Source organism: Cyclobacterium qasimii M12-11B, from assembly GCF_000427295.1.
GTDB lineage: Bacteria > Bacteroidota > Bacteroidia > Cytophagales > Cyclobacteriaceae > Cyclobacterium > Cyclobacterium qasimii.
This window is the reverse complement of the sequence record NZ_ATNM01000193.1, coordinates 1-12,561: the sequence shown is the minus strand read 5'-3', so window position 1 is coordinate 12,561 and position 12,561 is coordinate 1. Positions and strand designations below refer to the sequence as shown.

At 38.4% G+C, this 12,561-nt stretch carries 11 protein-coding genes and 2 pseudogenes; 2 read left to right on the top strand and 11 right to left on the bottom strand.

Annotated features, from left to right (window positions below):
- Nucleotides 1–102 precede the first annotated feature (102 nt).
- From ADICYQ_RS23640 to ADICYQ_RS23615, 6 genes are read right to left on the bottom strand one after another with little or no spacing between them, the layout of a single operon-like run.
- A complete protein-coding gene (locus ADICYQ_RS23640) occupies nucleotides 103–834 on the bottom strand; it encodes a LytR/AlgR family response regulator transcription factor (RefSeq protein ID WP_200861924.1) in 732 nt (243 codons plus the stop codon).
- 4 nt (nucleotides 835–838) lie between these two features.
- Nucleotides 839–1,876, bottom strand: coding sequence for a sensor histidine kinase (locus ADICYQ_RS23635; protein WP_020891457.1), 1,038 nt, complete (start codon nucleotides 1,874–1,876; stop codon nucleotides 839–841).
- Nucleotides 1,877–1,880: 4 nt separating this feature from the next.
- Nucleotides 1,881–3,101 carry an ABC transporter permease gene (locus tag ADICYQ_RS23630; protein ID WP_040417998.1) on the bottom strand — a complete coding sequence of 407 codons (1,221 nt, stop codon included), beginning with the start codon at nucleotides 3,099–3,101 and terminating at the stop codon, nucleotides 1,881–1,883.
- Nucleotides 3,102–3,103: 2 nt separating this feature from the next.
- Complete coding sequence (locus ADICYQ_RS23625) at nucleotides 3,104–3,847, bottom strand: ABC transporter ATP-binding protein (RefSeq protein WP_020891455.1); 744 nt, start codon at nucleotides 3,845–3,847, stop codon at nucleotides 3,104–3,106.
- Complete coding sequence (locus ADICYQ_RS23620; protein WP_020891454.1) at nucleotides 3,844–5,055, bottom strand: efflux RND transporter periplasmic adaptor subunit; 1,212 nt, start codon at nucleotides 5,053–5,055, stop codon at nucleotides 3,844–3,846. Before ADICYQ_RS23620 ends, ADICYQ_RS23625 begins: the two co-directional genes overlap by 4 nt.
- Nucleotides 5,056–5,066: 11 nt before the next feature.
- Nucleotides 5,067–6,398 carry a TolC family protein gene (locus ADICYQ_RS23615; RefSeq protein WP_020891453.1) on the bottom strand — a complete coding sequence of 444 codons (1,332 nt, stop codon included), beginning with the start codon at nucleotides 6,396–6,398 and terminating at the stop codon, nucleotides 5,067–5,069.
- Nucleotides 6,399–6,596: 198 nt separating this feature from the next.
- Between ADICYQ_RS23615 and ADICYQ_RS26940 the strand changes: the two are divergent.
- A pseudogene (locus ADICYQ_RS26940) lies at nucleotides 6,597–7,266 on the top strand (MarC family protein).
- Between the two features lie 418 nt (nucleotides 7,267–7,684).
- Entirely contained in the window at nucleotides 7,685–8,935 is a 1,251-nt protein-coding gene (locus tag ADICYQ_RS23600; RefSeq protein WP_040417992.1) for a cation:proton antiporter, read from the top strand.
- 41 nt (nucleotides 8,936–8,976) lie between these two features.
- On the opposite strand, the gene ADICYQ_RS23595 is transcribed toward ADICYQ_RS23600, so the two are convergent.
- The 5 genes and pseudogenes from ADICYQ_RS23595 to ADICYQ_RS29145 all read right to left on the bottom strand — a co-directional run.
- Nucleotides 8,977–9,450 carry an SRPBCC family protein gene (locus ADICYQ_RS23595; RefSeq protein ID WP_020891447.1) on the bottom strand — a complete coding sequence of 158 codons (474 nt, stop codon included), beginning with the start codon at nucleotides 9,448–9,450 and terminating at the stop codon, nucleotides 8,977–8,979.
- 290 nt (nucleotides 9,451–9,740) lie between these two features.
- Nucleotides 9,741–10,598: pseudogene (locus tag ADICYQ_RS27920) on the bottom strand (CotH kinase family protein); the annotation flags it as partial.
- Nucleotides 10,599–10,618: 20 nt separating this feature from the next.
- A complete protein-coding gene (locus tag ADICYQ_RS27915; RefSeq protein ID WP_020891444.1) occupies nucleotides 10,619–11,146 on the bottom strand; it encodes a CotH family protein in 528 nt (175 codons plus the stop codon).
- A gap of 168 nt (nucleotides 11,147–11,314) precedes the next feature.
- Complete coding sequence (locus ADICYQ_RS23585; protein ID WP_020891443.1) at nucleotides 11,315–11,653, bottom strand: hypothetical protein; 339 nt, start codon at nucleotides 11,651–11,653, stop codon at nucleotides 11,315–11,317.
- Nucleotides 11,654–12,285: 632 nt separating this feature from the next.
- Nucleotides 12,286–12,561, bottom strand: a 276-nt coding sequence (locus ADICYQ_RS29145; protein ID WP_040417986.1) for a hypothetical protein, incomplete at its 5' end; no start/stop codon positions are given.

Sequence of the window (12,561 nt, the reverse complement as noted above, 5' to 3'; positions counted from 1 at the left end):
CCAGGGAAATTTTTCAATCATCTAATACTAAGATAATAAAAAAATGAAATACCTGGAAATAAAGTCTTGTATTCTAGGTCAATACTGTATTCTTTACAATCCTTAATTAAACGAATTACCATTGACAAATTCCAAAAATTTCGGTTTGTATTGGTCAGATACCGTGATACGCTGATCGTTGATTAATATTTGGCTACGTTCAATAACGTTAATATTATTTAGGGAGACAATAAATGAACGATGAACCCGCATGAATTGTGTTTTGGGCAACTCATCTTCAAGGGATTTTAAACTCATAAGGGTTAAAATAGGCCTGGGATTGTCTTTGAGCCAGATTTTAATATAGTCCTTCAGCCCTTCAAAATACAATACATCAGCCAATTTTATCCGTACTTGTTTGTATTCAGACTTTACAAACAGAAACTCTTTTTCTTCTGTTACCGGAGTCGCTTGTTTTCCTTTAACAAGGTTAAACCAAGTGCTTGCTTTGTTGGCGGCGGCTAAAAATTCAGCATAATCAAAAGGTTTCAGCAGGTAATCAAGGGCTTCTACTTTAAAGCCTTCCAGCGCATATTCATCAAAAGCGGTAGTGAAAATTACCCGTGTGTCTTTAGGTAGCATTTTAGAAAACTCAATCCCTGTCAAATCCGGCATTTGTATGTCCAGGAAAAGTAAATCAACAGGTGTGGATTTTAAAAACTCCATGGCTTCTATGGCACTGCTACATTTCTTTTTTAGTTCCAGAAAAGGTGTTTTTTCCACATAACTCTCCACCAAATTTAGCGCCATGGGTTCATCGTCTACTATCACGCAGGAAATTTTCAAGTTGTTCATGGGCTTAGGCTGTTTCTATAGCTAAAGTTACAAAAAACCGGTTGTCGATTACTTTATTGGTGAAAGTATATTTATCTGGATACAACAATGCCAAGCGCTTTTCGAGGTTTTGAAGGCCTATTCCAGAACCGCTTTTATCCGCCACCTTTTTAGGGAAATTATCATTTGAAATGTTAAACAAAACTGTTTTACCATCACAGCTCATGGCAATGTCTATCTGGCTTTCTTTGCTAGCAGAAACCCCATGTTTAAAAGCATTCTCAATCAAAGAAATAAACAACAAGGGAGCAATTTGAATGCCTGTGTTATCAGAAGGGAAACTATATTTAACTGATGTCTTATCAGATACCCTCAGCTTCATTAAATCGATATATTTTTTCATGAAATCAATTTCTTTTGATAAAGTAACCTTTTCCATATTGGTTTCATAAAGCATATACCGCATGAGTTTACTCAAGCTATGAATGGAGGATTTTGCTTGTTCTGGAGAAATATCAACCAATGAATAGATATTGTTCAGCGAATTAAAGAAGAAATGTGGCTGCAGCTGGTAGTGCAAGTGCTGTAACTCTGATTTCAACTTAAAATTAGCCGCTTCTTTACTTTCTGCTTCTGTTTTTACCCATCGTTGTGTGGTTTTGATGGCAATGGCAAACAGCAATGGCGCCATATAGGAGAGCATTTGAACATAGATAAACATTTGAAAAGGTGGTCCACTTCCCTCACTATTTTTTGGAACTTTCCTAACCAGCTCCTGGAAGAAAGTGCTTTCCAATTCCTCTCTTAGCAGTAAAAAGAATGAAATAAGAACAATATTAATTCCAACAAATGCAATTGTATTTTTTCTAAATAAATACCGATCTATCAGGAGGATATAGTTTAGGTAAAATACAATTGCATAAAAAACCAATGGAATCCAAAAATGGGCAAACACTCTCATTATTTCCTGATCTTGTCCATAGGACAAAACATAGGGCATGCTAAACAGCACAAACCAAACCAGTAAATGTGAAAAGACCGTTATTTTTTTATTGTGGTACATGTGATTATTCGTAACGTAAAGCCGTAATAGGATCAAGTGATGATGCTTTTCTAGCGGGATACCATCCGAAAAAGATACCTGTTACCGCACAAACTGCAAAAGAGATTACAATTGAATAAAGCGCCACACTCGTTGGCCAATTTAAGAACTTTTCGATGAAAACAGTAGCTCCCAGACCTAAGGTTACGCCTAAAAGCCCACCAGTAATGCTAATTAATATGGCCTCTATTAGAAATTGCATCAATATATCGGAGCCTTTCCCTCCCACTGCCATGCGCAACCCTATTTCTCGAGTACGTTCTTTTACAGAAACATACATGATGTTCATAATCCCAATCCCACCAATTAGTAAGGAAATACTTGCTACAGCTACCAATAATATGGTTAACATTTCAGTGGTAGAACTAAAGGTAGAAATAAGTTCTTCCATAGAGCGAACACTAAAATTGTCTTCCGCACTTTCACTAAGTTTGTGTTGGGTACGCAAAATTTCTGTCACCTGGGTAACTGCCTCTGGCGCATCTTCTTCACTTACAGCAGATGCCATTACCTGATTTAAATAGTCTATGGCAAGGATCCTTTTTTGTACCGTCGTATAAGGCGCAATGACCACATCATCCTGGTCTTGTCCAAAGGTGTTTTCACCTTTTTCTTCCAAAACACCAATGACTTTAAATGGAATGTTATTGAAGCGAATCATTTGACCCACCGGTTCTTTACCATCTGGAAATACATTGTCCACAACTGTTTGGCCAATTAAAGCTACTTTTGCAGCCGATTGAACTTCAGCATCTGTAAACATGCTTCCACTTTGTAAATCCACTACTTTTATTTTCAAGTAATCTGGATTAACCCCGTAAATAGTAGATGGCCAGTTACTAGATCCATTGATGACCTGTCCGCCACCATTGACCATAGGCGATATATAGCTCAATAAGGTGGATTGTTCTTTGATGGCCTCGTAATCTTTAAATGTTAGCGTTTGCATCTCGCTAGCACTGCCCCTAACACCACCTCGCACATCTGCTCCAGGTCGGATGGTGATGATATTTGAACCCATACTGGATATATTACTTCTAATACTCTCCTTGGACCCCTCCCCAATAGCGAGCATGGCGATGACAGAAGCCACCCCAATAATAATTCCTAACATGGTGAGCAAGGTTCTCATTTTGTTAAGAACAATGGCTTTAAAAGCTATTTTCAATAGATTTAATAGTCTCATAATTAGTCCTCTTCTATAGGTAATTTCGCCAATTCTCTATCAGCAGATAAAATATTTTCATTCATATAATCCTTGATAATATTTCCGTCTTTCAATACAACCGTTCTATTGCTAAATGCGGCTATATCTGGTTCGTGGGTTACAAAGGTTATCGTAATTCCCTTCTTGTTTAACTCTTGAAATAAGGACATGATTTCATAGGAGGTACGGGTATCCAGGTTCCCGGTAGCTTCATCAGCCAAAATCATCACAGGGTTATTTACCAAGGACCTGGCAATTGCGACGCGCTGTTGCTGTCCACCTGAAAGCTGAGAGGGTGTGTGGTGAAACCTGTCTCCTAATCCAACCATTTCCAGGGCTTTAATGGCACGGGATTTTCGCTCTTCAGTAGAAACCTTACTGTTGTATAATAGCGGTAACTCGACATTTTCGATCGCAGTGGTTCTGGGCAGTAAGTTGTAAGATTGAAATATAAATCCAATCTTTTCATTTCTAATGGTGGCCAATTGATTTTTGCTTAGGTCCTTCACCCGCAGCCCATCGATTTCATATGTTCCAGTTGTTGGTTGATCTAAACAACCCAATATATTCAATAAGGTACTTTTACCAGACCCACTTGAGCCCATGATGGTGACAAATTCACCTTTCTTTATGGAAAAGGAAATGCCTTTTAAAGCATGAACCGTTTCGGTTCCCATGGTAAATGAACGCTTTAAATCTTCTATTTTTATAATTTCCTTGCTCATGACTGTTTATTTTTTCTGTCACCACCTGGTCGTTGGGGCATAAATGGACTTTCGCTGCTTTCTTCTTTTACCTCAGATTTACTTGCTTCTTTTAAACTGTAAACAAGCTTCTCTCCCTCATTGATACCATTTAATATTTGCACATTTACCCCATCACTTGCCCCTTTCGTAATGACTTTCGGAACAATTGCCCCATCGGTATTCAATACCCAGGCTATGTTTTTGTCCTCGGGGTTCTGGCTGTTCTTAACTGGCAAATTGTTTTGCAAATTATAGCTTTCAAGAATCTGATCGTCAGGCATGAAGTTGATGGCTTTGGCCTCGGTTGTTAGCACACCATTTAATTCTAAAGTGAAAATAGAAATGGTGGCTGTTAGACCGGGTTTCAATTTTAAATCTGGATTATCAGCACGGATAACAACAGTATAGGTCACAACATTGGAGGTAACCGTGGGGTCTAACCTTACTTGGGTTACTATTCCCTCAAAAGTTTGACCAATATAGGCATCCACTGTAAACTCCACTCTTTGCCCCTCTTTTACCTGACCAATATCCGCTTCATCAACATCTGCTTCTACCTGCATTTCTTTTAAATCCTGCGCAATTGTAAATAAGGTAGGTGTACTGTAACTTGCCGCAACAGTTTGTCCTTCATCAATGTCTCTGGACAATACTACCCCATCTATCGGAGAATATATATTGGCATATCCCAAGTTGGTTCTTGCTGCTTGAAGGTCAGATAAACGCTGTGTTACCGTTCCTTTGGCCGTTTGGTAATTGTAAAAAGCTTCATCATAATCTGATTTACTGATGACCTTGTTATCGTATAAGGTCTTTTGTCTGTCGTAGATGGTTTTCAAATAATCCCTTTGGCTTACCGCATTGTCATAAGCTGCCTGAGTCTGCGTAAGTGATGCTTTAAGGTTGGTTTTATCCAACTCTGCAATGAGTTGCCCCTCTTTTACCTCACTGTTATAATCCACATATATTTTTTCGACCACACCAGACACCTGGGTACCGACTTCAACCTGAGTAATGGGTTCAATGGTACCTGTTGCAGTTACCAAAGTAGTAACATTTGCTTTTTTTGCAGTTACTGTTTTGGCTTCTATTACCACAGCATCGTCACCTTTTACAAAACTGTAAGTGGCAAAGGCAAGAACTACCACTACGATGCTGCCTATGATGACATTCTTTTTAGTTTTCATGTTAAAATTAATTATAGTTTGATGTCGTTTCCTTGATAAAATTGTAACAATTGATGGTATAAAATATTTAAATACTTTGCCTGCAAATAGTTTTGTTGGGCATTGGTATAAGTATTCTGGCTAATCACCAGGTCTGTGGTACTTAAGTCCTCCAGCTCGTATTTCTTTTGAGCAAGTCTATACGATTGTTCGGCAGCTTCCTGAGAGGCTTTTGCAGCAAACAATTGTTCTTGGGCCGAAACCGCATTTTGGTAGGCTGTTTCTACCTTTTTATACACCACTTTCTCTGTTCCTTGTTTCTGTATTTGTGCTTTTTCAATATTTATTGAAGCCGTTCTTACTGCTGATTTGGTCTGATTTCTATTGAAAATAGGAATGGATAAGGTAAGGCCGAGTCTTTGGTTAAAATTGGTATTGTACTGATCAGAAAATGAGTTGTAATTGATACTTGTGTACCCTGAACCGACGCTTCCAGACAAGGCCAATGTTGGCAAATAAGCGCCTTTGGCTATTTCTAGTTCTTTCTCGTTTACTGCTATATTTAAGTTACTGACTTCAATCTCTGGCATGAATTCCAGGGCCTTATAATAAATGGCTGTCTTGTTGAGTTCAAGGTTAATTAAATCCATGTTTTCATCAATGGTTTCAATGTCCATGTCCTCCATTGGGGACAGTTCTAACAATTGTTTAAGGTCAATAATGTATTGTTCGTAGGTATTTTTAGCTGAAATCACATTGTATTTGTTGGTAGCTGCCTGACTTTGGGCCTCCGTCAAGTCGCTTAATGCAATTGTTCCAGCATCCAATCGGGCTTTTGCTCTTAATACTTCCTTCTCCGAAGCCTCTAAATTATTTTCAGCCATTGTAATGCTCTCTTTGCTGAACAAGGCTTGTAAATAGGTTTCTAAAATGTTCAAGGCGATGTTGTTCTTTTCAATTTCTCCTTGGAAGAAACTTTGTTCCATCAACAACTTATTTTGGGCAATCTGATTGTTAAGTTGATTGCCTTGAAACAAGGTAATGGAGCTATTGATCCCAACATTATTACTATTGATTTGCTCGGTTACGAAATCGCTGGTAATAGGGTCAATGGTATTTCCGCTAGAAAAGCTTTGAGAGACATTGCCAAATAAATTGGGCAATTTGGATGATTTGGCCCTGTCATAATCGACTGCTGCGATGTCCGAATTAAGGATAGCCTCCTTAACGGTAATGTTATTTTCCAGTGCGTAGTTAATACAATCTTCTAAAGACCATACTTCCTTTATTGGTGTATTGGCTACTTCCTGGGCGTAGGAGAATTGCGCGAAAAAGAAGCTTGCTAGGATGAGATACAGTTTCATTTTTTAAAGTGTTTTAGATTAACACTTCAAATGTGGGACTATAGGATATTATATTAAAGAGCAATAGACGTTTGCCACTTTTGCCTATACAAACACCCGTTTTTTATCGATGGGAGATTTTGGTATCTAACTGTCCAATTCAAAACTGGCATACATTCTGCTGAATATTTCTGATGTTTAATCCTAATACAATTTAATATGGATTGGAATCTGAATCTAAACTTTTTAGCTGCAATGTTGGCCATGGTAAATCCCATTGGCCTTATACCCATTTGGTATGAAATGACCGGAGACGCCACACCAAAGGTAAGAAGAAAAATCGCCCTTATGGTTACCGGTACTTCCTTCTTGACCTTACTTTTATTTTAATTTTAGGAGAATATATTTTGGTTTTTTAATATCGATATAGAAGTTTTTAAGATTGCCGGTGGGTTCCTTTTGATGTTCACAGCATTGTCTATGATAAATGGATCTGCTACCAAACTAGAAGAGTTAAAAGAAGAGGCAGATACCAATTTTGGGTTGGCCAAGCTTAGGTTTGAAAAAGTAATGGTTCCGCTTGTCATTCCGATGTTGGCCGGGCCCGGATCAATAACTACAGTATTATTATACAGTTTCCGAGCAAGCGGTTCGACTACTTATTTAGGACTATCCGGTGTTTTATTGCTCAGTTATTTTTACTTTTCTTGTTTTCAGTTTTTCTTATAAAGTGGAAAACAAGGTGGATGACATCATTTTTGTAGGGTTTACTCGTTTATTTGGTTTAATAGTTGCTGCAATTGCCGTTCAGTTTATGGTCGAAGGATTAGGAGAGGTTTTCCCGAATTGGATGGAAGGTGGCTCTGCTGTAGAATTAGAAGATAAATAAGGATACTAATGCCATCCTAAACATTTAGCCATTAATAGTGATAAAATAATGCTCATTAGTTAAGAATTGAAGGTTATTTAGCGGAAGAATAATTTATATATTTCTCCCCTTTCATCATAAACCTCTCCCTTAAAGTCGTTTATATCAAACACAAAGGTACTTTCTAAAGATATTTTTTTTCATGGTTTTACCTATTGCATTGTTGCAACAAACTACAAATTTTCAATTTAAAAGTAATAAATTATAAACCATTCGATTGACCACAAGGAAGCGCTATTAGAGAAGTCTGATTTGGCGTTTAGTTTAAATTGGTGAATATTGCAATTGTCCTTTCATTTAGCCTGGTTAAGTGGATTCAGATTTGATGAATTCCTCAATTTCTTTTACTACACTTTACGCCTACTCCCTATAGCATACCATGAGCATCTTCAATATTATAACCATCCTTATAATCCTATCGGCCGTCTTTTCCTTTATCAATACTAAGTTTCTGAAACTTCCCTTTACCATTGGATTGATGATCATTGCCAATGTCTTCACGATTGGAATCACCATTTTGGGTAGTTATAACCATTATATCATGGATGAAGCCAAGCTGCTGATCCAGTCGGTAGATTTTGAAACGGCATTGCTAGATATAATGCTAAGTTTCCTGCTCTTTGCAGGGGCTTTACATACCAAACTTGATGCACTTAAGAAGCAAAAAGGACCAATTGCAATGTTTGCCACCATGGGCATTGTAGTTTCCACTTTCCTGATAGGAAGCATGATGTATTATTTATTCCTTGCTTTTAATTACCCGATCGATTATGTCTATTGTTTGCTTTTCGGAGCACTTATATCCCCTACCGATCCCATTGCCGTATTAGGCATTTTGAAAGATGCCAACGCTCCTAAAAGGCTGGAAACCAAAATTGTGGGTGAGTCTCTTTTTAATGATGGCGTAGGTGTGGTGGTTTTCATTGTCCTTTTCAAAATTGCTGAACAAGGAATAGATGCCATGAGTTTTGCTGATGTAACCTTGTTATTCATTACGGAAGTAGCTGGAGGCTTAGTACTAGGTTTACTAGGTGGTTGGGGAGCGTTCCGTTTGATGAAGGTCATTGACAACTATGAAACCGAGGTGATCATTACCCTGGCACTTGTCATGGGGATTTCCGCTTTGGCCCATTACCTACACGTCTCCGGACCGCTTGCCGTCGTGGTGGCTGGAATTTTTCTGGGCAACAAAGCCCCAACAATAGCCTGGTCCACCAACACACATACCTATGTGGAAAAATTCTGGGAGTTAATCGATGTCCTACTCAATGCCGTCCTCTTTGTCCTGATTGGACTTGAATTGCTGGTTATTTCAATGAATGTACAATACCTTATATTTGGCATAATGGCCATCCCAATTGCGTTATTGGCCAGATACATCGCCCTTTCCGGGCCTATAGCCATCTTTAAAAATAAACTGGACTTTATCCCCAAAACAAACATGATCATGACCTGGGGAGGAATCAGAGGAGGCATTTCCATTGCTTTGGCATTGTCCCTAGCCCCACAGATGAATCGTGAGCTTTTCCTTACCATCACCTACGTGATCGTCGTCTTCTCCATTATCGTACAGGGATTAAGTTTAGGCCCATTGGTCAAGAAAGTGTTGAAGGATTCGAAAGGGGGATGATTGGGTTTAGAGTATGGGCTGGGCTGATTTTTGATAACAGGTTATCCTAAAACCAACTTCCATTTATCGGATTCAGCAAATTCTCTAATCGTTTCATTTCTTTTGATCAAAAATTCTTTCATGTATTTCTTTAGAAAAATAGCATTGGCCCATCTACCAATAATTCCCATTGGCGCTATAAATTCAAAACGATCGGTCATAACAGTACCATTTTCGGTTGCCTCAAAATAGTGGTAATGTTTAAAACTTTTGAAAGAACCGTGGACCATCTCATCCATAAAATAGGATGGGCTATGGAATTCAGTGATTTTGGTCGTAAGCTTTTGGCTTATTCCAAAATGCACTGCTTTCCAGGTTACATACTCGTCCAGATTGATTAAGCCTGTTATAACACCATCAATCGCCTCTTCCTTGGTATGTGCTGTGGATACCTTATGCAGGTCAATACTCCTTGACAAATCAAAGCACCTTTCAATCGGAGCCTTTATTATTGTTTGTAAAACGATGACTTCCATTAATTTCTATTGTTGTTTATTTGGTGAATTAAAAAGGGGAGATCTAATTTTACATGCTCTTAATTTAGAAGTAGCAAAGTTAATTATTATGCCCTCTTTACAAGCTGGAAAACACCAGGTAGGAAACCAAATTATGTTTTTAGGTTAAAAACCACAAAAAAACACCAGCGCTTGAAGAAGTTTTTCCATAAGAAAAACAATCTCCCAGCACTGGTGCAAACAAACAACCCAAACTTAATTTTTTCTGGTAGGTTTTTAAAAACCTAGTCAAACTATATTATAAATGGTATTTAGTTGTTGAGGTAACTGCTAACAGCATTGGCTCTCGATGTGGCATGTGACATCAAGGTATTGACTGCACTTTGAAAGTCTCCGCCATTATTTAAAAAGGTGTAGCCATTTAATTCTGTTGTCGCATAAGGCTCTACCAGGGCTGAATAAGCACTGTATTTTGCCTGGACGATACTTGTGCTAAAAGGACCTGAGATCACTTCCGCAACATAAGCGTCATATTTTGCTTTGTATACCTCATCTGCGTATAAATACCCTATCAAAGGCCAGCTGGATGAACTTAATCCTGAGAAATTTAAAGGCAGACTACCTTGCTGATTTCCAGTTTGTAAGGCTTCATTATTGTCCCAGGGAATCCAGGTCAATTTATCTGTATCTGGATTGTTGTACAAGAAGTAGTTGTGTGTCATTCTACCATAAGTGTCCCAGTTTTGAATGATGGTATTTACAGCCAGGTATTTCAAAAATACATCCGTATCTAAGATTTCTTCAAGGTTTGATCTCCAGGTCGCTGGATCACTTGTTCTTGATCCATCATGCAATATGGCAAGGAGGCTTTCTACATCAGAGAAATCAGCTTCATCCTCGTTGTTTTTCTTCACATATTCATCCTCATCATAAGTTCCTGCAGCAAAGCTGGCAGCATCACCATCTGGTTTGTACAGGTTCCCATCATCATCAGAAAATTGGGTATCCAATACGGTATCGTCTACTTCTTCAACCAATGTGTACAATCCAAAATAGACTGGTCCATCTCCATGATCTACATACACGGTATAAAAAGCGGTATGTGAAGCAGCCAAGCCAGCATCTCTGAAAATTTCAGTGGCTACTTTTTCTCTCAACATGGACTTGTCATTGTAATTGTTTTTGAGGCTTAACTTCTTAAAACCATAAAACCTTTGGTTTTTATTTGTGGGTAATCGTCCTCAAATTCATCAAAATCAAGTTTAAATGACAACTTTAAAATACCTGATTGCCAGCTACTTTGTAAACTTGAGTTTCCTTTAAAGCGAACACCTACTCTGTACCATTCTTTGTCTTCGTAAAATACCTCCGCAGGTACAAATACAGGATCCTCATCGGAAAAGTTACTCACTCCTCCTCCGCCTCCGCCTCCAAATCCACCACCTGGACCACCGCCGCCTCCGCCACCGCTAGCACCGAAGCTGCCATACAAGTCAGTCATATCGTCAAGCATTGTCTGCCAACGGTCTTCCGTGATCACAATATCAAATCTTTTTACTGCCAGGTCTTCAAAAACGACATCGAAATCAGGATCAGCATCGTTGCTATGAGTAGCCTCTGTCCAATCAGTGGCCTCAAAATCAGTATCATCAAAGATTACCTGCTCTTCATCGTCTTCTTCTTCTATTATATCTTCTACCTCATCGACGCAGGACACTATTGTGAAAATAAAAATAATACGTACAGGTATTTGGAATACCTTAGAAGTGAATTTTTGTTGTTTTTTTCATAATGGTAATGTTTGGGAATTAATTCTAAAAAATTTTAAGGAATTGAAAAGAAAGCTTGAATCCAAACTCTCTCTTTCAACTCTCCTTAAATAGTATTAATCAATTTCTTGGTTTCCTTGCTGGCCTGCTACTTTCACGTTTTTCTTGCTTTCAATGTATGTTTCCAATTGATTTTCGGTCAAAGTTGCCTGCAATTCAGCATCCATCTTTTCTCTTGCGTCTTTAGCTGTAGACCGATCTTTCATCTCATCAGCATATTTTTCATGGATGGTTGTCCATTCAGTCGCTTGCTCCTCAGACAATCCCAATTCCTTGGTAGCTGTTTTAATTATTTCTGCTGTAGTAGGAGGTTCAGGTCTCTGACCTCTTTGTCCTTGGGCATAAGTCAAAGAAGTTACAGCAACCATGGCAATCATTATCAATATCTTTTTCATAAAATTGTTGTTTTCGTTTTCCCTTTAGACGCAGGTATTGCAACGATCCCTCTATGGGGGAGTAAAATATTTTTTAATCGACTACAATCTTCAAGAAAAAGGGGTTGTGAAATACCCAATAAAAGACTGATTATGTTTATGATACCTTCATAATGGGGCAGATAAAAATAATTTAAGAAAGGCTAAAAAAATATAGCGGGTGTTCTGTGAAGGTGTATTCTATTTAAAATCTCTTCAATTTTACTGCATAATTGAAGGTATCGTTCAACCCCATCCGGGGTTGGGAGATTAAGGTTTGATGCCTGCCATGGGTAAACCCATGGTTATTATTGTTCAGGCCCTTTAGGCCTGTGGCAATTGTATTTTGATCCTGATTATGCACTGGGATTTCCCTTCTTCCATAGGGAAATGTTGTGAACATATGGAGATTAGGATGTTTTGAGATTAGGGTTCGGAAACTTAGGTTTGGATATAAGCCGTAGGTTTAACCAATGGTTGGTGTTGCTCAGATCCTTTAGGCCTTCGGTAATTGTATATTTGATCCTGATTATGCATTGGGGATTTCCCTACTTTCATAGGGAAGTGTTGCGATCATATGAAGATTAGGATGTTTTGAGATTGGGGGTTCCAAACTAAGATTTGGATATGCCTCGTAGGTTTGACCAATGGTTATTATTGTGTTCAGGCCCTTCAGTACCTGCGGTAATTGTATATTTGATCCTGATTATGCATTGGGATTTCCCTCTTCCATAGGGAAATGTTGTGAACATATGGAGATTAGGGATGTTTTGAGATTGGGGTTCCAAACTAAGGTTTGGATATGCCTCGTAGGTTTGACCAATGGTTGTTGTTTTCAGGTTCTTTTGCCCGTGGTAATTGTTGTTAATCCTGATTATGTATTGGGATTT

Excerpts from the sequence above, each read along its gene's own strand:
- ADICYQ_RS23600 (WP_040417992.1), top strand. The coding sequence starts at position 7,685 with ATGAGCATCTTCAATATTATAACCATCCTTATAATCCTATCGGCCGTC.
- ADICYQ_RS23640 (WP_200861924.1), bottom strand. The coding sequence starts at position 834 with ATGAACAACTTGAAAATTTCCTGCGTGATAGTAGACGATGAACCCATG.
- ADICYQ_RS23615 (WP_020891453.1), bottom strand. The coding sequence starts at position 6,398 with ATGAAACTGTATCTCATCCTAGCAAGCTTCTTTTTCGCGCAATTCTCC.
- ADICYQ_RS23620 (WP_020891454.1), bottom strand. The coding sequence starts at position 5,055 with ATGAAAACTAAAAAGAATGTCATCATAGGCAGCATCGTAGTGGTAGTT.
- ADICYQ_RS23630 (WP_040417998.1), bottom strand. The coding sequence starts at position 3,101 with ATGAGACTATTAAATCTATTGAAAATAGCTTTTAAAGCCATTGTTCTT.
- ADICYQ_RS23595 (WP_020891447.1), bottom strand. The coding sequence starts at position 9,450 with ATGGAAGTCATCGTTTTACAAACAATAATAAAGGCTCCGATTGAAAGG.
- ADICYQ_RS23635 (WP_020891457.1), bottom strand. The coding sequence starts at position 1,876 with ATGTACCACAATAAAAAAATAACGGTCTTTTCACATTTACTGGTTTGG.
- ADICYQ_RS23625 (WP_020891455.1), bottom strand. The coding sequence starts at position 3,847 with ATGAGCAAGGAAATTATAAAAATAGAAGATTTAAAGCGTTCATTTACC.
- ADICYQ_RS23585 (WP_020891443.1), bottom strand. The coding sequence starts at position 11,653 with ATGAAAAAGATATTGATAATGATTGCCATGGTTGCTGTAACTTCTTTG.